Genomic DNA, 19,026 nt, shown 5'->3' with positions numbered 1-19,026 from the left:
TTTAGAAGGAGCAGCAAAAGGGAAAATTGGGACCGTCAACCTAACTTACTTCTGTAGTCGCTGAAATCGCATAATATCCTATTATGTTAAATAAATAACACCTAGCATTTTGTTCATTAATATTGATATAGACTAGATTTATGATAACTTCTCGTCAAGGATAATTAATATTATTCTCTAAACTTAATTTTCATCTCATCTCTTACTTGCTGTGGAGTTTTACCAGACCATTCTTTGAAAGCTCTAGTAAATGGACTATGCTCTGCATAACCTAACAACAATGCTATTTCTACAATTTGTAATCGTTGATCTCTTAGATAAGATTTTGCCAACTCATATCGTACAAGATTTAACTCCTTTCTAAAGGTCGTTCCCGCCTCTTTTAAACGTCTTTGAAAAGTCCGACGTGAGTAATTTAGTATTTCTATAAGTTGTTTTACATCAGGCTCACCTTGAGGTATCAAGTAAGCGATTTGCTTTCGAACTTGTTCAATAATTTCTTCATTATGTGGCAAACTTGCAAGTAAAGTGTCCGCATGCTTCTCTAGTATCGCAACTAAAGTCGCATCAGAGTTTTTAAGTGGTATAGTTAGCATTTCCATATCAAAGCGCATAAGCGGTACAGGCTGTTCAAATAAAACAGGACACCCAAAATAATCTTCATATGGCTTAATATCTGTTGGTTGCTTATGAATAAAATGGACAGCTTTTAATTTATCTTGACCCTCTATTAGATTACGACAAAACTTGATTATCACGGCCCAACCAGTTTCATCAGATAAGCTATTGACTTTGTAATCTTGAACCTCCCATGAAATTTCTACATAGTCAGTATGCATCTGGACAGATGCGGGAACAACATCATATAAAAGACGGTGGTAACGTTCAAAACGCTCTAAGACTGCTCCAAGATTTTCACAAGCTAGAAAAACAGAACCTAAAATTCCAAGATGTTGTGCTGTAATCGTTTGACAGAGGTGGTCCCACATGTTTGAACAACTAAAAGCTTATTTATAAGTGATACTCTGCTCTAGTTAAGCTACCTTATTTTGTTGTGGTAGCTGGTCATAGTAAAACTCATCTGGAGTCATTTTGTCCAGACTCGAATGAGGTCGTTTCAAATTATAAAATTCAAAATATGCGTTTAATTGCTTCTTCGCATCCAAAACATTGCTGTAGGCTTTGAGATACACCTCTTCATATTTAACGCTCCGCCATAATCGTTCAACCATCACATTATCAACCCATCGACCTTTACCATCCATGCTGATTTGGATGTCATTTGATTTCAATACATCAATAAATGCATCACTGGTAAACTGACTGCCTTGGTCTGTATTAAATATTTCAGGTCGACCATATTTTTCAATAGCTTCATTTAATGTTTCTATGCAAAATGTAACCTCCATACTAATCGATACTCTATGCGCAAGTACCTTGCGGCTATGCCAATCAATCACAGCACATAAATAAACAAAGCCTTTTGCCATAGGGATATACGTTATATCCGTAGACCACACTTGATTACTGCGCTGAATAGCCAATCCTTTGAGCAGATATGGATATTTGCGGTGAGCTTGATTAGCCTGGCTTAAATTTGGTTTGCAATATAACGCATTAATGCCCATTTTCTTCATTAAAGTACGTGTATGACGTCGTCCTATATGATGTCCTTGACGATTCAACAAATCACGCATCATACGGCTACCTGCAAAAGGGTATTGCATATGTAACTCATCCATACACCGCATCAGCTTCAGATCTGATGCACTCACAGGTTTTGGGCGATAGTAATAACAACCACGGGAGACTTTCAGCAGCTGAGCTTGCTTAGATACTGAAATCTGAAGTGAGTCATCGATTAACTTTTGTGGTTGAAGCGGCCCAGTTTCTTCAACACACCTTCTAAAAAATCAATTTCTAATGCCTGCTCACCGATTTTTGCATGTAGTTTTTTTAGATCGATGGGTGGTTCTGTTGGAGCTTTTGATTGATCGAAAGCTTGCGAGGAAGCTGAAATCAGTTGATTTTTCCAGTCGATAATTTGGTTTTGATGAACATCAAATTCAGCACTCAATTCAGCAAGTGTTTTTTCTGCTTTAATCGCAGCAAGTGCTACCTTAGCTTTAAAATCATTTGAATGATTTCTTCTTGGTCTACGTGCCATAAAATACTCCATATATTGATGTTTATAACATCATTTGGGGAGCAAAATATCACTTATAAGTGTTGTTCAAATTTCCTGATCCACCTCTGACCAACATGTAAACCTATTAAAGGATCATTCAGATATTCCCTTGCAATAACAAGTAACTCTTCCCAATGATCAACATCTATCCCACCTAAGCCGCTTGAATCGGCTACAGGCCAAGGTTCGCCAAGAATTTTTTCTGCATCATGACCTTGTGCCTCAAGATATTGAAACAATAATCGAACATATGTTTCGGGAATCTTTCTACTATGTAACGGCTTATTCAATCCAATAATCTCGTTTCATTCCAATATGGCACAAAGTATCAAATAGTTTTCTTTGAGGTGTCAAGTAAGTGTAAATCAATAAATACTACAGACTATTTTTGTTGAAATATAAAAACCCTAGTATATTAAATTTTAATAAATCAATTATTTAAAATTATCATTTATAAAACCGTAAAAATAATTGATTCCTAAAAGCTTTACTCATTTTTATATTTTGGCGCAAAGTATCAATTCTTTGGCATTTCCCATCAAGCCTTATAACTTAATTTCATTGATGATGTTGTGTATGAACAGTACGTCTACCCAGCCTTAAAGGAGTTAGGAAATGGCACATCGCTTTACGGTAAAACAGGAGTTATTACCCTGTACATTGGCAGAGGCTCAGAAAATACTGTCAAATCAAAAGTTTCATCTAAGTGTCTGCTCAAAAGTACCGTGTGAAAATTTAGAGATTCTCAATAAAGAATTTACTGGTTCAAAATATTACCTTAAACGGTCCCAAAATCTAGATGTAAATATCCCAGAAATGGCAAGAAAGTTCTTAAATGGAGCATTCAAACTTGTTCGCGAAGATCATTGGGATATTGAGCATTTAGTCTGCAAATCCACTTTTCAAATGAATATGCCAAGTAGTTTTAATAACCAAGCACGTTATTCAATAGAAAATGGAAAATTGACAATCACTATTGACTGGGAAGTTCAAGTGAATGTCCCCCTCATTGGCAACATGCTTGCAAAACATGCTGAGTCTGAAATTCGACGTTTTAGTGATATTGAATTGAAAATTGTATGTGATGAAATTAAAAGCAATGCATGTATTTGATTAATTTAAATATTTCCAATCTTCAGAAATAGTGTAACTCATTAATCTGTTGGCACTGCTATTTCTGAGTAATTAGAACGATCATATTTTAAGGAAGTCAAAGAAATGTCTTCAAATTTTATATTAGAAAATCCAATTTACTTTGGGTCTCTGAAAGTTTCAGGACGAGTATTTAAAACAGCAACTCATGAGACTCTAGCCACTGACGAAGGATTTATGACCGATGAAATATTAGATTTTTATCGACCTATGGCTGAATCTAAATTACCTTTAATCATCACAGGAAATATTTTTGTTTCCTGGCAAGGGAAATCTGGGGGTAAACAGTTAGCTTTAGATCATGATGATAAAATTCTGGGAATGAAGAAACTAGCGGATATGTGCCACAAATATGGAACAAAGCTAATCGCTCAGATCAATCACGGTGGATCTCAAATGCGTTCATCTGCTGAAGGTATTACAGATTATCCTGTTACATCTACTGGCCGCTTACACCCTACTTTATTGGGAATTTCTCGCTCATTAAAAATAGAAGAATTTCCTGATCTGATTAAGTCTTATGCAGATGCCGCAGAAAGAGCTCAAAAAGCAGGTTGCGATGGGGTACAGATTCAAATGGCTCATGGTTATTTGATTAGCCAGTTTCTAACGCCCGGCACTAATCGGAGGAAGGACAAATATGGTGGAACTGCGGAAAAACGCATGAATCTGGCTTTAGAAATATATAGAGCGGTTCGGGAAAGAGTTGGTCCTCATTATCCAATTATTGCGAAGTTAAACGGATGCGATGATCGTCCGGGCGGAGTTAAGCTTGACGATCAAATCATGTTGGCAAAGCAACTTGAAAAAGAGGGTCTAGATGCAATTGAAATCACTCGAGGACATTTTTCCACAATCCCAAGTACATTGTCCGGAAAATGGTCTGGTTTTATAAAAAGACAAACTAAAGTTGGTATGGCTTCAACATTCCCACTATGGCAACGTTTGTTTATGCGTGTGATTGCAATATTTTTTGAACCATTTCTCAACCATAATTACCCTGCCCGTCAAGGCTTTAATGTGAATTATGCTGAGGAGTTTAAAAAAGCTCTTTCTATCCCTGTATTTAGTTGTGGTGGTTTTAATGACAAAGCTGCAATGGAAAATGCTGTTCGAGAAAACCGAATAGATGCAATTTCTATAGGGCGTGGCTTGATCGCAAATCCTTATTTATTCCATCACCTTTACCATCCAATTCCACATGCCCCAGTTTGTGATTATTGTAATTTATGTATTGGAAGTGCTGGTGGTCAATTAGGTGTAGGTTGCTTCAACCCTAAAGTGCAACCCGATCGTGATCGCATGCTTAAAGCTAAAATATTCCATTCAAGTTAATGTATTTCAATCATCCAGAAGGATACTCTAATCCTCACTCTAACTACTTTGTTCTGAGGATTAGATACCTCAGGGGTGTAAATATGTTTTATTTCAAATATTTATAGATTTTCTAAAAGTTAAAATTGAATCAAAGTTAAGTTTTTGAGCGTAAAGATCGATAGAAATAGAAACCCTCAAATAACATTTAGATTCAGTCAACTGAAAACAAATAGTGATAATTTTCTATGACACAATTCAATGATAAGCCCCATGAAAAACAAATAGAACAGCTTTTATATCAACCTTTGAAGATTGGTAAAATGATTGTTTCTGGACGTGTTTTTAAATCTGCAACAAGTGAAACAAGAGCTACAGCGGAAGGATTTGTTACAGATGAGTTAATAGACTTCTATCTCCCTATGGCAAAAGCAAAGACCCCTTTAATTTTTACTGGAAATCTTTGTATTTCTAAGCAAGGTCATTCAGCAGGTAAACAGGCAAGCATTGATGCAGATAATAAAATCGCAGGTTTAAAAACTTGGGTAGATGCTATCCATGCACAAGGTCAAACAACTAAGTTAATTGCACAACTGAATCATGGTGGTCGTCAAGTAGTCAGACCAAATGATGCAGATAATCCTGTGGTATCTGCATCAAACGTAATGGAACAATCATTAGGTACAAAACCTCGTGCTTTACAACTCAATGAAATTCCAAAGATCATTGATGATTTTGTTCGAGCTGCGGTTAGGGCGAAAATGGCGGGTTTTGATGGTATTCAATTGCATTTTGCTCATGGTTATTTGATCAGCCAATTCTTAGCACCTTACACCAACCGAAGAAATGATTTATATGGTGGCAATCTAGATAATAGAATGAGATTACCCTTACAGATTGTTAAAGCCATTCGTCAGTGTGTTGGAGATGATTTTCCGATTTTGGCTAAAGTAAATGGTACAGATGCTCTCGCTTTTCGACGAGGCGCAACCACTGATGAGTTAGTGACTTTTGCAGTTGCTCTACAAAATGAGGGAGTTGATGCGATTGAGATCAGTCGAGCTCATTATGAATCTGTTCCACCCATGTTATCTGGTTCTTATCATGGGTTCTTAAAAACAAATATAGAGCATGGTTCGGGAATGGGTTTTTCATCTACTCGAAAGAAAATGGCCTTGTCCATGTCCCCCATGATTGAAAGCTTTCTCACTTGGTCAGCTCCAAAAGGTGAAGGTTATAACATGCCCTATGTAAAACACTTTAAACACGCACTGGATATACCTGTGATTGCAAGTGGTGGGTTTGTCTCAAGAGAGGTGATGGAAAATGCCTTAATTAATGGACATAGTGATGCTATATCGTGTGCCCGTGCATTTATCGCAGATCCTTATCTTTACCATAACTTGTATCATTCAGAGTTTGATTACCCAATTTGCCAGTATTGCAATAAATGTATTGCTCGTTTAGGGGGAATGGCGGTGGATTGCTATGAACCAGAAATGTCAAAAAAACGTCAGATAATGCTAGACACAGATATTCTTTTTTAAAGTATGAATCTTTTAGTTCATGAACTTGGGTTTTAGTTTTTTTGTTATTATGACTATAAGTTATTTAATTTAAAGAATATAAATGGATAGATTCTTATGAATCAAATTTTAGGTGAACATAAGTGCAGTAAAAGATTCCAAAGAACGGCACGCTACACACTGCTGGTTGATCGTGCCGCGTTTGACTACATTTAAGTAAGGCGTGATGAAGATACACTCCTTGAACCTTTGGTAACACCCAATTCAGCAGCAGCGCGAAAACTTAACTTTCTCCCCGCTGTTTCAAACGCACGTATGGTTAATTACTCATTCTTTAGACGTAATAAACATCTAAGAATTATTTTAAAATTTCCATGTATAATCAATATTTAAACGTAACTCATTTGCAGGTTTAAAGGTCATTGTGCTTGGAATATTGTTGCGGTAAGTAGAATGACGTACACGTAAATTTAAATCTTTAAATATACTTTGCTGGACTTTATAACTTAACTCCAAATCTAATTCTCTTTCTTTAAAGTGCTGCTGACCATATCCATTAAGTTCAATATTATCTCCTTTGCTATAACGTGTCATAAATTTTAAACCATTAGCAGCAGTATCTTTAAAATCATAATCATATCGAAGATGATAAACTCGTTCGTTAATATTCACTAAATCAGTACTCAAAGTATCAAGAAAATGCATTGGTTCACCTCCAGATAGATAAGGTAAAGCCGTTTCACCAAATGACTGCATATATCCGATACTGAAAGTATGATTAGAATTATGAATCCCCCAAATACCACTAAAATGTTGATTATCAATATTGCCTGCAAGTTCTTTGCCTTCATTATAGAGGTGGATCAGGAAATTTGAACAACACTTATAAGTGATATTTTGCTCCCCAAATGATGTTATAAACATCAATATATGGAGTATTTTATGGCACGTAGACCAAGAAGAAATCATTCAAATGATTTTAAAGCTAAGGTAGCACTTGCTGCGATTAAAGCAGAAAAAACACTTGCTGAATTGAGTGCTGAATTTGATGTTCATCAAAACCAAATTATCGACTGGAAAAATCAACTGATTTCAGCTTCCTCGCAAGCTTTCGATCAATCAAAAGCTCCAACAGAACCACCCATCGATCTAAAAAAACTACATGCAAAAATCGGTGAGCAGGCATTAGAAATTGATTTTTTAGAAGGTGTGTTGAAGAAACTGGGCCGCTTCAACCACAAAAGTTAATCGATGACTCACTTCAGATTTCAGTATCTAAGCAAGCTCAGCTGCTGAAAGTCTCCCGTGGTTGTTATTACTATCGCCCAAAACCTGTGAGTGCATCAGATCTGAAGCTGATGCGGTGTATGGATGAGTTACATATGCAATACCCTTTTGCAGGTAGCCGTATGATGCGTGATTTGTTGAATCGTCAAGGACATCATATAGGACGACGTCATACACGTACTTTAATGAAGAAAATGGGCATTAATGCGTTATATTGCAAACCAAATTTAAGCCAGGCTAATCAAGCTCACCGCAAATATCCATATCTGCTCAAAGGATTGGCTATTCAGCGCAGTAATCAAGTGTGGTCTACGGATATAACGTATATCCCTATGGCAAAAGGCTTTGTTTATTTATGTGCTGTGATTGATTGGCATAGCCGCAAGGTACTTGCGCATAGAGTATCGATTAGTATGGAGGTTACATTTTGCATAGAAACATTAAATGAAGCTATTGAAAAATATGGTCGACCTGAAATATTTAATACAGACCAAGGCAGTCAGTTTACCAGTGATGCATTTATTGATGTATTGAAATCAAATGACATCCAAATCAGCATGGATGGTAAAGGTCGATGGGTTGATAATGTGATGGTTGAACGATTATGGCGGAGCGTTAAATATGAAGAGGTGTATCTCAAAGCCTACAGCAATGTTTTGGATGCGAAGAAGCAATTAAACGCATATTTTGAATTTTATAATTTGAAACGACCTCATTCGAGTCTGGACAAAATGACTCCAGATGAGTTTTACTATGACCAGCTACCACAACAAAATAAGGTAGCTTAACTAGAGCAGAGTATCACTTATAAATAAGCTTTTAGTTGTTCAAACATGTGGGACCACCTCTTTATTGCTAATATATAAACGCATATCTCCCAATAACTGACCAAATTGAGTATCTTTCTTACCTTTAACACCTAAAAAAGTTTGCTGATAGACATCATGCAAATTTGCATAATATGCACTTAATTCCGTTTTATCCGTAAGTTTGTATTCTCCACCAAACTCATGCATTCCTGATGATTCTGCCGCTTGATTAAATCGTTTATTAGGATTTGCTAAAGTTATGTGTTCATAATTTGTGGAGTCGCGATGATTGATACGATCTACATAGATCACATTCAAATGAAAATTAGGTATCTCTGAAGTCTGGATCTGAATTCCACGATAAGTTTGAGGAAATAAACGTGCAGGTGAAGCAAATAAGACAGGCAATTTAGGCTCTAAAATTCCTACATGAACTGTGGTGTTTTCAAAAATTTTAGCTTTTGCTGTTAAGCCAATTTCTCCATAATTATTAGCTCGTTGATTAGTTACTTTATTTACAGGTAATAATCCTGTTGCAGCATAATCCAAAGAGCCATAAAGTTTAAAGCCCGCATACGCCATAAAATCTAAGCCGACTCCCACATCTCCTGCTGTATATCCAGACTGGGCTTTTAAAATAAAACCTTGAGCCCAATCACGTGCAGCTGGATATGGTGTTTCTTCAGTGTAATTTCGATCTAAATAATAATTTCTAGCTGTAATTGATGTTTTTATATCATCAATAAAATCATGTGCATAGCTTATATTAATCAAAATAAAAGGTGCGTAAAGCCCTGTAAAATAAATTACATACTTCATTTGATTCATCCAAATCAGTTGAATGAGCTGTCCTTCCTGACAACTCTTTTCTTGGTTTAAATTACAGAACGCTTTAGAGTAAATTCTTGTTTTTGTTGTTTACGATTTTTGGCAATCAGTAACACCACCACAATTGCCAATAAAAAAGCACAAGCATAGTAGCTATAAAGACTAAGTGCAGGAATGCCTGCATCTAAGAATGAACCCGCGACTAACGGAGAAAGAATTGCACCTGTACGACCAAAACCAATGGCAAAGCCAACTCCTGTAGTACGTACTTCTGCATCATAAATCGTTGGCGACATTGCATATAGGCCAGCCACACAACCGTTAACAAGAACGCCTAAACATAATCCAAAGATCAAAGCAAAAGTTAAAATTGAAACACTATTTACCAGTAATAGAATTGAAATTGCCGTGAGTCCGAGAAATACCGCTTGTACATAATAAACTCGTATTTTGGCACTAATCAGCCCCACTAAAGCCGTACCTACAATTCCACCTGCGCTAAGTAAAATACCGACCGTAACACCTTGCTCAGTCGTCATCCCTGATGAACTTAATATTTTAGGCGTCCAACTCATGACAAAGTAATAACCAAACATCACTAGGAAAAAGCTCAACCATAGACATAACGTTGTAAGCCCAAGTCCATTACTAAACAGTTTAGTAATTCCTTGTTTTGAATTTTCGATAACTATTTCATTTGTTGGTAAATTTGAGAGTTTAGGTAAGTCTAATTTTCTTGCTAATGAATTAATTTTTTCTAAAGCATTCTTCGGTTGTTTAGCTAAAAGATAGTCCAAGGATTCAGGCAAACTAAAATAAGTCACGATTAACATCACAAAGGTCGTAATACCACCTGCTAAAAAGACTGAACGCCAACCAAACTTACTTATCAGCATCACTGCGATTAATCCGCCAATTGTTGCACCAATGGCATAACCCGTTGTTTGCAAACTGACAGCTAGGCTACGCCAGCGATTCGATGCATATTCGCTTGCTAAAACGTTACTACTCGCCAGGATGCCGCCAATACCAAGTCCTGTGATAAAACGTAAAATGCCTAACTGAAGTGCTGACTGAACTAGAGCAGAAAGTATCATGCCAATACCAGAAATCACTAAGCAACATAAAATTAAGGGGCGTCGTCCTTTTTTATCTGCCCAAGGCGCGAGGAAAATTGATCCCATAGCCATACCAACCAAACCTGCACTTAATAATCCCCCGAGTTGAGATCCTGTCAGCCCCCACTCTTTGGATACAGATGCGGCGGTAAAAGCCATCACCATTACATCAAAACCATCTACAATAATTAAAAATACGCATAAAATCACAACAAACCATTGATATGTATTCATTGCTTTATGATTGAGTATTTTCCTCAAGTCTGTTTCCATTGTTACACTCCTTGTGTATATAGTAAAAACAGGAAAAGCCTCTATGTACCTGATCCATATACATATACCACGACAATCCCTGTGTCTTCTTACGTGAGTTTTTGTATTTTTTGATAGAGATCAGCTGTTTTGGGGCAACTCATCTCGTTTGAAATTCTGAGAAAAAAAGCTTAATTGTTCAATAAGCGATAGTTTTTTATTGGATGAAGCTTATCTATTTAGGACGCCTGCAACAGATTCTTAATTATGCGACGTACACGATTAGCAGCAACATCCACATGAATATCCACCATATTCTGACTCGGAATTTTTAGCATGTTTTGATACTGCTCATTGATGACAACACGATCTTCATCAAAGGTATCTTTCGTCTGTTGAACGACTGTTGCTTTGATTTCTTCCGCTTTTTCAGGGTCACTCGGATTGGTCGCTATCGTCCAGAAATAGTGACAGGTCGTTTCTGTTTCTGGGGTGATGCCATGGAATCCACGCATATGAAATCCTTGGCGATTTGGATCATCAAGCTTATCGGTATTGGCATCCACTGCCCCTGTCCAAATAGTAATGTGCGAAACTTTAAACTCAATTTCTTGCCAACGGTCAACTTTATCCTTAAATGGATATGCCATTTTATATGTCGGAGGTGGTTCAGAAGCTGGCATATATCGTACAACTTTAACGATGTTACCTTCTTGTTCCACTTTCATTTCTGCATTCATATGTACATTGGCATTCCCGCCAATCGTCTTTAAATGCACATATCCCAAATGGCTTAAATCCATTAAGTTGTCATGAATCAATTGGTAGGGTGCATCGTAGTGATAAACATCACCATCATATACATAACGAACGTCATCATGGATTGTGTATTCCGGCGGCTCACAATTTGGTGTTGGATGCTCTTCACTGCCATACCAAAACCAAATAATTTTATTCCGTTCTTGAATTGGATAAGCTTTAACTTTGGCTTTAGTAGGAATTTTCTCTTGACCAGGAATCTCAATGCACTTACCAGTCTCGTTATAAAGTAAGCCATGGTAACCACAACGAATTCCACCATCTTCAATTGTTCCGCACGATAGTGCTAAAGCCCGATGACAGCATCGATCTTCCAAAGCAACAGCTTGACCATTATGATGGCGAAATAAAACTAGATTGGTATTTAAAATCGTTCTAGCGAGTGGTTTTTCTGTTAAAAGCTCTTTACTTAATGCACACACATACCATTGATTTCTAGGGAAAAGATTAGGCATTTTTATCTCTTCAACGAGATCGATTTTTTTTGAAATTTGATCCATGAGTTTCTCCTAAATATCCATTTGCGTTATAGACGAATAACAAGTTGTTTTGATTTGGCTCTTGAACAACAAGGGGTAAATAATTTATTCGAGTTTTTTTCTTCATCTGTTAAGAACTGATCATGGTGTTCAACTTCTCCATCAATCACCTCCAGTACACAAGTGCCACAAATTCCTTGCTCACAAGAACAATCCACATCCAATTCATTTTCTATAAGAATTTCTAGGGCCGACTTATCGGCAGGAACTAACAAAATTCTTTTGGAATCTGCGAGTACCAATTCAAAGGACTGATCATCGGCGTGATCAACAGAATTACTAAAGTTTTCTTTATGGAATTGCTGTTCTGACCATCCATTTTCTGAAGCAGTGCGGTTAATGTAATCAATAAAGCCTGCTGGTCCACACACATAGATATGATGTTGTGAATGGCTGTGCTTTAAAATTTCTGATAAATCCATTTTAGTTAAGGGCTTGTCATCCATATGCAAAAAACAATGATTTGTAATTGGAGAATCAAGAAGTTGCTTTTGAAAAGCGGCGTGCTCTTGAGTACGAATGCAATAGTGCAATTCAAATGATTTTTTCTGCTGATATAGCTCTAAAGCCATGGATAAAATAGGGGTAATTCCAATACCACCTGCAAATAACATGTAATGTTCTGCGCGTTCGTCCAAAGCAAATAAATTCCTAGGTTCAGAAATTTTAATTTCTTTGCCTACAGTAAATTCAGTATGGACTTGTTCAGAGCCACCTCGAGAATTTTGATCTCTAAGAACTCCAATCATGTACTGGTTTTCAAGCTCAGGAAGTTTAACTAAGGAATATTGGCGGATGATTTCTGAGCTGACATGGACATCAATATGCGCCCCAGCAGCATACGTAGGTAATTGGATATCTTCAGTTGGTTTTAAGAGAAAACTCTTGATACCTAAGGCCTCATCCGCAATGGCCTCAATGCGGCAATTCATCATTTTGCAATCCTTGCATAGTGCATATTGTTGTTAAAATTATCATAAGCTCAAATTAGTTGCATTCGCAACTAATTTTTTCATAATTTCTTTTTTCTTGTTAAAATCATCAAAAATTCAATGCGTTCCTAGTATGAAAATTCAAAAAAAATTAGATTTAGCTCGCTATACACCTGCTCTAGTCACTTTTCTTGTCAATAAAATTTCGACAGGTTCAACTCAGATTTATTCTGAATTGTTTGACATCAGTGTGACGGAATGGCGTATCGTGTCTCTATTGGCTGTAGAACATCCAATTGTTGCTAAACGTGTATCTGAAGTGATTGGGCTTGATAAAGCCACTGTTAGTCGTTCAATTAATCGATTAGAAAAAGAAGGCTACTTATGCTTGAGTACTGATGAAAATGATCGTCGAGCTACTTTTGTTGAGCTTTCGGAAAAAGGAGTAAACTTACATAATCAAGTCATTGATATTGCACTTGATCGTGAACAAGAAATGCTTAAACCGCTATCAAAAGATGAAATAGAACAATTCATACTTATTCTAAATAAATTAAATCAAAATATAGCTGCAATGAATGAGGCATCTAGCCGAAAGTATCTGACAAAATAATAAAAAAAATATATTTATCTTCTTAAAATTACTTTCTCTGTCTATTCCACTAGGAGAGTAAGTTATCAATATAAATAAAATATATTTTAATAACTTGATTTTTTTAATAAAATCGAAAGCCCAGCAACGTGAATTATGATCATAGAGATGCACGTTGCTGACTTTGGGTTCTCATTGCATAACATAAAAAGAAAGGTCTAGATTTTAAGACACCAAATCAAATGGCAGAAAATTTTTACAACTCGGCTGCCTAGAATTTCCCAAGAGAATGTCTCCTGCTATTTCAGCACACATCGTTAATTACGCTTAAATGCTAACCCTCTCATTTTTCAACGAGTTCAGGTTATAATGATGGTCTCCCCAAATATAGTTGATCTATTATGAACGCCTCCAATGACCCTCTACACGGCAAAAAACTTGCTGATATTTTGGATGAGTTATTGGATTATTACGGTGGCTTTGAAGGCTTAAGTCGTAAAATTGAAATTAGATGTTTTTGTATAGATCCAAGTGTTAAGTCATCGTTGCGATTCTTACGTACCACACCATGGGCACGTGAAAAAGTAGAAAGTTTATATTTGTATGTCTTACGCCAAAAAGCCAAACAGAGACTGTAGCTATCAAAGCTATGATTTCAGTGTGCTTTCATGTTTGTTTCAGTTAAATAAGCTTTCTTCGATGTCTTGTTCCATAAACAAAGCTCTTGCCCTGTTTTATTTTTCATATGTGCTTGAGGATATTTTCCTTCAATCAGGAGTGCCGAATATCCAACACGATCATCAAACAGCATGACACTGCTCACTGTCTTGGCATTTTTAAGTTGACTCGCTTTTATACAAGCCGCTTTTATTTCCTGATCATGTTTGTTCCATGCCTGCTCAGAACTTGCGAAAGTTATGCTGCTCATCACGGATGAGCTTGCCACAAAACCTAAAATAGCAAGATATTTTAATAATATACGATGTCTTATTGCCATGATCATTGTCCTGAAAATTCGAGTGTCTAAATCTATACTGGAACAATCTCATGAGAGAATCTAGCAATTTACACATGTTGTAACAGCACATATTCAGGATTACACATAGTTTTCATTTGCGTGGCTTGAGCCTTGTTTAAATGAAATACAATCCTGTCGATTTAGCATAAAGAATAATACCTAAAAATCTTTCTATATCTATGATACTGCCTTTTAGTTTAGACCTGTTTCGCTTGTTTTTTAGGATGTCCCATTTTTACTTGATTTGATTACGAATCAAGCCTGTAGATTTTCTACTGGCTTTAACGAAAATTTATCGTTTGCTCGGCACACTGTTGAACTTTAATATTATTTTGAACTTAGTTAACTCTTTCATATTCCGAATGACATTAAGAGGTAAAAATCATGACTGAGAAAGTCGCTATTGTTACGGCTGCAGGAAGTGGTATGGGCGCAGCTGTTGCAAAAAAACTAGCAGCAGATGGATACAAAGTTGCAATTCTATCTTCATCAGGCAAAGGTGAAATCCTTGCGAATCAACTGAATGGCTTAGGTGTTACTGGATCTAATCAATCAATAGATGATATACAACGCCTTATTGATGAAACGCTTGCTCGTTGGGGACGTATAGATGTTTTAGTTAACAGTGCTGGACATGGCCCACGCAAAGGAATTTTAGAATTAACAGATCAAGATTGGCATGATGGTATAGATACTTATTTTCTCAATGCTGTACGCCCTATTCGCTTAGTGATTCCTATCATGCAACAACAAAAACACGGCGTGATTGTTAATATTTCCAGTGCATGGACTTTTGAGCCTAGTTCACTATTTCCAACGTCTGCCGTTGCCCGTTCTGGATTAGCAGCTTTTACTAAGATTTGTGCAGACACATATGCTGTTGATAATATTCGTATTAATAATGTCTTACCTGGGTGGATTGATAGCCTACCAAAAACAGATGAACGCACTCAAAGCGTTCCAATGAAACGATATGGTTCAACAGAAGAAATTGCAGCTACAGTTGCTTTCCTTGCGTCGGATGGCGCGGCTTATATTACAGGACAAAATATCCGTGTAGATGGTGGTTTAACTCGTTCTGTATAATGACTTTTAATCAAAATTTGAAGGGATAAATTATCCCTTCAAGATTAGAACTGACCAAACAATCACAAATAATTATCTATTTTAATTTTTGCTTCGTACCTAAATATTCGATACACCACTGCCAAATTTTATCGACTGTGCTATTGCAATGTGAGGTTTTTTTTCTGACAAGATAATAACTTGGTTCCATAGTTTTTGTATCCGAAGTTACTTGTACGAGTTTTCCTGATTGAATATCAGCATCCACAAATGCTCGGCATGCTAAAGCAACCCCTTGCCCAGACAAAGCAGCATCTAATGCTAGCGTAGTTTGATTAAAGACTGCTCCAGATAATTTCGTATTCGTGTTCAGAAAATTTGGCCAATGATCATGGGCATCGTGTAGTAGAGGCATGTTGATCAACTGTTCAAGTTTCAAAGGAAGGGTTAAATTCTGAATAAAATCAGGACTTGCTACCGCAATAAGCTCTTGATGAAACAATAATCGTGTTTCTAGATTTTCTGGAAATGATTTCTGGGTGAGCCTTATCGCGATATCAACCTGATCACGATCGAAGTCTGACACAACCTCAGTTGCAAGCGTGCATAAATTGATATCAGGCAGTACTGCATGTAAATCACCTAATCGAGGGATTAACATTTTGGTCGCAATCGTTGGTGTCACACTTATAGTTACACGATCTGGCTGCTCTAATAGTGATTCTGTTGACTCAGTCAGAATATCAAAGGCACGAGTTATATCGACCAAATACTTTGTTCCTTCAGGCGTCAAGGATAGTCCCCGAGGAAGCCGTTGAAATAAAATAACCTTTAGATGATCTTCTAATGCTCGAACCTGCTGAGCGATTGCACCTTGAGTCACTCCCAACTCATCAGCAGCAGCGCGAAAACTTAACTTTCGGCCCGCTGTTTCAAATGCACGTAAAGCATTTAAAGATGGAAGTTTTCTACGTGATACCATAAACACATAAGCAAGTAGTTTTTCTACACTCTAATTTTTTTGTGAATTGGATATAAGCCATTAGATTATTTTTAATAAATAAGAGCGTTTTTAATTCCTTTTAGGATGCTCCACATCATTAATATTTTTTACCAACTTAAACTGCTATCTAGAAGGTTATCTGATGATAGACATTTAATTTTTAATGCAATCGTTATAGCTCTAATAAAGGTGGTAATTCCCTTCTTGCAATCTCATAGGCTTCATCACGATCTACGCCCATTGCGTATAGCAATAACTCCGCAATTTCAGTACCTGCATCTCTCCAAGTTTTATGTCCTTCTAATACGAGAAAAATAGATGTTAAAACTGAACCTGCGATCAAAGACATAATGGAAAGTAGTTGATCTTCACGGAATGTATATCGCTTACTGTCTAAACCGGCCATTACATCTGGCAATGGTGAATCACTACTTGACCATAAGGCCATTAGTGATTTTGAACTAAAAGCAAAGCGGCATATAAATCGCCCCCAATCAGACTCTTCATGTGCTCTACGAACATACATACGAATACCCGTCGCAAGACGGATAGCCGAATCTGATTCATTTCCTAGTGTTTTAATAACACGTGCATTCATCTCTTCAGCGAGCTGAGATGCAATGTCTTCAAACAAAGTATCAGGATCTAGCTGATTATTATAAATAGTGCCACGAGCCACACCAGAAGCTGAAGCGAGCTCACTTATACTAATATTCGTAGAACCTTTTTCAGCAAAAAGTTTTAATGCTGTTTTATGAATTCTTTGCTGTGATGAAGATAAACGCACAATTTAAACCTTTTGAACAAGAATGCTTTATTTGAACAATTTTGACTATTATTATACAAATTATACTATTCATCAAAACTTTTTGTGAGTTTCTTACGTAACCAGCTCCAGTTCTCCTTTTTATCGGTTGATCTGTATTCTTTTAGTTCTGAGATTTGCTTTTCAATGGATTGCGCAACTTGCTCACGAATACCCCATATAGCTTGTTCATCCTGCGTAACATCCAAAGTAGATATTCGCTCCCCAAAACTAAAATAAAAACGTTGAGGTTTAGGGATTGGTAAATAACCCACACCTGTTGGTAAGGGAGGCAAAATGTCCCCACCTCTCAATTTATCATTGAGTTTGAATGCAGATAATACTTTTTGGGCTGTTGAATTATTCTGGATATCATTAGCATCTACAACGATATCAAAGCAGTCATCTGCTCCAACAGAAGCAAAGGGAATAATATCGTAACCATGTTCTATTGCTAGGCGGGCAAAGCCTGTTCGCTTTTTCCAAATCAGTTGATATTTTTCCCCTTTCCTACGCATAACTTCACGTGCACCACCAGGAAATACAATGATTGACTGTCCCCCCTCCATCAGGGCATGACAGTTTTCTGGCGAACCTAAGACCATACCACCTTTTGTGAGTATGTCTTTCCATACTGGAATATGAAAATGCATACGATCCCCTAAAGATCGTAAGTGAATACCATGTTGCTCCCGTATATGTTCAACAAACAATGGCACATCCAAAAGACCATACAAGGTATGATTTCCAACAAATAACGCAGGTTTTGACATATTGAGTTGATCCGAGTTTAAAAAGACTGGATCAAAATACCAACGTTCTAAATCACGTCCCCATTTGCCATAATTTTCTTTTGGGGGTACAAAGTTATCCATTTTATTCTCCTCATCAAATTAAGAAGACGTCCCTGTATTCTTAAAACTTGGTTTATTGTTTTGCCCAATTTAGGCTTTTTTCCCATAGCTCATTGGCTAAATTTATATTCTGAGCAGCATGTGAAGAAACTTTGACTTTACAATCTTCATAATAGAACCCCGTATCACCAGCAAGCTGTGGCTGGGTTGCACAATAAAGTGTTGTTTTTGCTCCCTCTTCAGGGCTAATCATAAAGCGACGGATTAACTTCACTAATGATTCTGGCAAACCTCGCCAGACATTAGTTGAAACCACACCAGGATGTATGGCATAGGCTGTGACGCCTGTACCATATAAACGACGACCGAGTTCTTTCACAAAAAGAATATTTGCAAGTTTGGCCACTCCATACTCTTTCAAGCCACCAAAACTCTTGGTTGATTTCAACACAGCATTGAAATCAATACCTTGAGCATGACGGTGCGCCTTACTTGAAACTACGATTACTCGTGCGGGTTTTGATTCAATCAATTTTTCAGTGAGCAATTGGGTGAGTAGAAAATGTCCAACATGGCAAACGCCGAATGTGAGTTCAAAGCCCGATTGTGTCATACCTCTTTGACCAGCCAAGCCGGCATTGGCAATGAGTAAATGCAAGGCTAAGTTTCTGGAAAGAAATTGTGCCGCACACTGACGTACAGAGTCTAAATCAGCTAGATCTAACTCTATAAATTCCGCCTTTGCTCGTCCAAAACTAAGACTTTGGATTTCTTGAAGTACAGCTTGTGCTTTCTTTTGAGAGCGACACGCTAAAAAGACATGATAGCCTTGTAGTGCTAATTCTCTTGCCGTGACTGCGCCTATACCTGAGTTTGCACCTGTAATTAAAGCGACTTTGCCATTTAATTTAAATTGAGACATGCT

18 protein-coding genes and 2 pseudogenes are annotated in these 19,026 nt (G+C 37.0%); 7 read left to right on the top strand and 13 right to left on the bottom strand.

The window, feature by feature from the left end:
• Positions 1-170: 170 nt before the first annotated feature.
• The 3 genes and pseudogenes from F885_RS15240 to F885_RS15255 form a co-directional block, all read right to left on the bottom strand.
• Positions 171-980, bottom strand: a pseudogene (locus tag F885_RS15240) (helix-turn-helix domain-containing protein); the annotation flags it as partial.
• Positions 981-1,034: 54 nt separating this feature from the next.
• Positions 1,035-2,179, bottom strand: a protein-coding gene (locus F885_RS20550) for an IS3 family transposase (protein ID WP_085944219.1) whose coding sequence is annotated in 2 segments (ribosomal slippage) — positions 1,035-1,915 and positions 1,915-2,179 — 1,146 coding nt in all. Because the reading frame shifts where the segments join, the coding sequence is not laid out codon by codon here.
• 74 nt (positions 2,180-2,253) lie between these two features.
• A pseudogene (locus F885_RS15255) lies at positions 2,254-2,487 on the bottom strand (AraC family transcriptional regulator); the annotation flags it as partial.
• 316 nt (positions 2,488-2,803) lie between these two features.
• Between F885_RS15255 and F885_RS15260 the strand changes: the two are divergent.
• From F885_RS15260 to F885_RS15270, 3 genes are all read left to right on the top strand, one after another.
• The gene (locus F885_RS15260; RefSeq protein WP_005314044.1) at positions 2,804-3,301 is read left to right on the top strand and encodes a DUF2505 family protein; all 498 of its coding nucleotides are present in this window, start codon (positions 2,804-2,806) and stop codon (positions 3,299-3,301) included.
• A 105-nt stretch (positions 3,302-3,406) separates the two neighbouring features.
• Entirely contained in the window at positions 3,407-4,675 is a 1,269-nt protein-coding gene (locus F885_RS15265; RefSeq protein WP_005314042.1) for an NADH:flavin oxidoreductase, read from the top strand.
• A gap of 227 nt (positions 4,676-4,902) precedes the next feature.
• On the top strand, positions 4,903-6,201 hold the full coding sequence (locus tag F885_RS15270; RefSeq protein ID WP_005314039.1) for an NADH:flavin oxidoreductase: 1,299 nt from the start codon (positions 4,903-4,905) through the stop codon (positions 6,199-6,201).
• 342 nt (positions 6,202-6,543) lie between these two features.
• Here the strand turns inward: F885_RS15270 and F885_RS15275 are convergent, their stop codons facing one another.
• Positions 6,544-7,104 carry an OprD family outer membrane porin gene (locus tag F885_RS15275; protein WP_005314038.1) on the bottom strand — a complete coding sequence of 187 codons (561 nt, stop codon included), beginning with the start codon at positions 7,102-7,104 and terminating at the stop codon, positions 6,544-6,546.
• Between the two features lie 6 nt (positions 7,105-7,110).
• On the opposite strand from F885_RS15275, the gene F885_RS20545 reads away from it, so the two are divergent.
• Positions 7,111-8,255 (top strand): IS3 family transposase gene (locus F885_RS20545; RefSeq protein ID WP_085944219.1). Its coding sequence is split into 2 segments (ribosomal slippage): positions 7,111-7,375 and positions 7,375-8,255, totalling 1,146 coding nucleotides; the frame shifts between segments, so codons are not numbered across the junction.
• A gap of 39 nt (positions 8,256-8,294) precedes the next feature.
• Here the strand turns inward: F885_RS20545 and F885_RS15290 are convergent.
• From F885_RS15290 to F885_RS15305, 4 genes are all read right to left on the bottom strand, one after another.
• Positions 8,295-9,095 (bottom strand): OprD family outer membrane porin, encoded by an 801-nt coding sequence (locus tag F885_RS15290; RefSeq protein WP_005314035.1) that lies wholly within the window; start codon positions 9,093-9,095, stop codon positions 8,295-8,297.
• A 56-nt stretch (positions 9,096-9,151) separates the two neighbouring features.
• Positions 9,152-10,495 carry an MFS transporter gene (locus F885_RS15295; protein WP_005314033.1) on the bottom strand — a complete coding sequence of 448 codons (1,344 nt, stop codon included), beginning with the start codon at positions 10,493-10,495 and terminating at the stop codon, positions 9,152-9,154.
• Positions 10,496-10,713: 218 nt separating this feature from the next.
• Positions 10,714-11,793 carry an aromatic ring-hydroxylating oxygenase subunit alpha gene (locus tag F885_RS15300; RefSeq protein ID WP_005314031.1) on the bottom strand — a complete coding sequence of 360 codons (1,080 nt, stop codon included), beginning with the start codon at positions 11,791-11,793 and terminating at the stop codon, positions 10,714-10,716.
• 26 nt (positions 11,794-11,819) lie between these two features.
• Positions 11,820-12,767 (bottom strand): PDR/VanB family oxidoreductase, encoded by a 948-nt coding sequence (locus tag F885_RS15305; protein ID WP_005314029.1) that lies wholly within the window; start codon positions 12,765-12,767, stop codon positions 11,820-11,822.
• 130 nt (positions 12,768-12,897) lie between these two features.
• On the opposite strand from F885_RS15305, the gene F885_RS15310 reads away from it, so the two are divergent.
• Positions 12,898-13,377 (top strand): MarR family winged helix-turn-helix transcriptional regulator, encoded by a 480-nt coding sequence (locus tag F885_RS15310; protein ID WP_005314028.1) that lies wholly within the window; start codon positions 12,898-12,900, stop codon positions 13,375-13,377.
• A 380-nt stretch (positions 13,378-13,757) separates the two neighbouring features.
• Entirely contained in the window at positions 13,758-13,994 is a 237-nt protein-coding gene (locus F885_RS15315; RefSeq protein WP_005314024.1) for a VF530 family protein, read from the top strand.
• A gap of 17 nt (positions 13,995-14,011) precedes the next feature.
• On the opposite strand, the gene F885_RS15320 is transcribed toward F885_RS15315, so the two are convergent.
• Entirely contained in the window at positions 14,012-14,353 is a 342-nt protein-coding gene (locus F885_RS15320) for a hypothetical protein (protein ID WP_005314010.1), read from the bottom strand.
• A gap of 405 nt (positions 14,354-14,758) precedes the next feature.
• Here F885_RS15320 and F885_RS15325 point away from each other — a divergent pair, with 405 nt between their 5' ends.
• Entirely contained in the window at positions 14,759-15,460 is a 702-nt protein-coding gene (locus F885_RS15325) for an SDR family oxidoreductase (RefSeq protein ID WP_005314007.1), read from the top strand.
• Positions 15,461-15,536: 76 nt separating this feature from the next.
• On the opposite strand, the gene F885_RS15330 is transcribed toward F885_RS15325, so the two are convergent.
• The 4 genes from F885_RS15330 to F885_RS15345 form a co-directional block, all read right to left on the bottom strand.
• Entirely contained in the window at positions 15,537-16,421 is an 885-nt protein-coding gene (locus tag F885_RS15330) for a LysR substrate-binding domain-containing protein (protein ID WP_005314006.1), read from the bottom strand.
• Between the two features lie 193 nt (positions 16,422-16,614).
• Positions 16,615-17,229 carry a TetR/AcrR family transcriptional regulator gene (locus F885_RS15335; protein WP_005314005.1) on the bottom strand — a complete coding sequence of 205 codons (615 nt, stop codon included), beginning with the start codon at positions 17,227-17,229 and terminating at the stop codon, positions 16,615-16,617.
• Between the two features lie 65 nt (positions 17,230-17,294).
• Entirely contained in the window at positions 17,295-18,122 is an 828-nt protein-coding gene (locus tag F885_RS15340) for a lysophospholipid acyltransferase family protein (protein WP_005313999.1), read from the bottom strand.
• Between the two features lie 52 nt (positions 18,123-18,174).
• On the bottom strand, positions 18,175-19,023 hold the full coding sequence (locus tag F885_RS15345) for an SDR family oxidoreductase (RefSeq protein WP_005313996.1): 849 nt from the start codon (positions 19,021-19,023) through the stop codon (positions 18,175-18,177).
• Positions 19,024-19,026: the final 3 nt, after the last annotated feature.

It is taken from the genome of Acinetobacter higginsii (assembly GCF_000369845.1).
GTDB classification, from domain to species: Bacteria; Pseudomonadota; Gammaproteobacteria; order Pseudomonadales; family Moraxellaceae; genus Acinetobacter; species Acinetobacter higginsii.
The sequence above is the reverse complement of the archived record's forward strand: the minus strand, read 5'-3'. Positions and strand labels throughout refer to the sequence as shown.

Bases quoted from the DNA above. Each gene is read 5' to 3' on its own strand.
- F885_RS15325 (WP_005314007.1), top strand. From the start codon at position 14,759: ATGACTGAGAAAGTCGCTATTGTTACGGCTGCAGGAAGTGGTATGGGC.
- F885_RS15275 (WP_005314038.1), bottom strand. From the start codon at position 7,104: ATGTTTATAACATCATTTGGGGAGCAAAATATCACTTATAAGTGTTGT.
- F885_RS15290 (WP_005314035.1), bottom strand. From the start codon at position 9,095: ATGAAGTATGTAATTTATTTTACAGGGCTTTACGCACCTTTTATTTTG.
- F885_RS15305 (WP_005314029.1), bottom strand. From the start codon at position 12,767: ATGATGAATTGCCGCATTGAGGCCATTGCGGATGAGGCCTTAGGTATC.
- F885_RS15320 (WP_005314010.1), bottom strand. From the start codon at position 14,353: ATGGCAATAAGACATCGTATATTATTAAAATATCTTGCTATTTTAGGT.
- F885_RS15340 (WP_005313999.1), bottom strand. From the start codon at position 18,122: ATGGATAACTTTGTACCCCCAAAAGAAAATTATGGCAAATGGGGACGT.
- F885_RS15295 (WP_005314033.1), bottom strand. From the start codon at position 10,495: ATGGAAACAGACTTGAGGAAAATACTCAATCATAAAGCAATGAATACA.
- F885_RS15345 (WP_005313996.1), bottom strand. From the start codon at position 19,023: ATGTCTCAATTTAAATTAAATGGCAAAGTCGCTTTAATTACAGGTGCA.
- F885_RS15330 (WP_005314006.1), bottom strand. From the start codon at position 16,421: ATGGTATCACGTAGAAAACTTCCATCTTTAAATGCTTTACGTGCATTT.
- F885_RS15260 (WP_005314044.1), top strand. From the start codon at position 2,804: ATGGCACATCGCTTTACGGTAAAACAGGAGTTATTACCCTGTACATTG.
- F885_RS15310 (WP_005314028.1), top strand. From the start codon at position 12,898: ATGAAAATTCAAAAAAAATTAGATTTAGCTCGCTATACACCTGCTCTA.
- F885_RS15265 (WP_005314042.1), top strand. From the start codon at position 3,407: ATGTCTTCAAATTTTATATTAGAAAATCCAATTTACTTTGGGTCTCTG.
- F885_RS15315 (WP_005314024.1), top strand. From the start codon at position 13,758: ATGAACGCCTCCAATGACCCTCTACACGGCAAAAAACTTGCTGATATT.
- F885_RS15300 (WP_005314031.1), bottom strand. From the start codon at position 11,793: ATGGATCAAATTTCAAAAAAAATCGATCTCGTTGAAGAGATAAAAATG.
- F885_RS15270 (WP_005314039.1), top strand. From the start codon at position 4,903: ATGACACAATTCAATGATAAGCCCCATGAAAAACAAATAGAACAGCTT.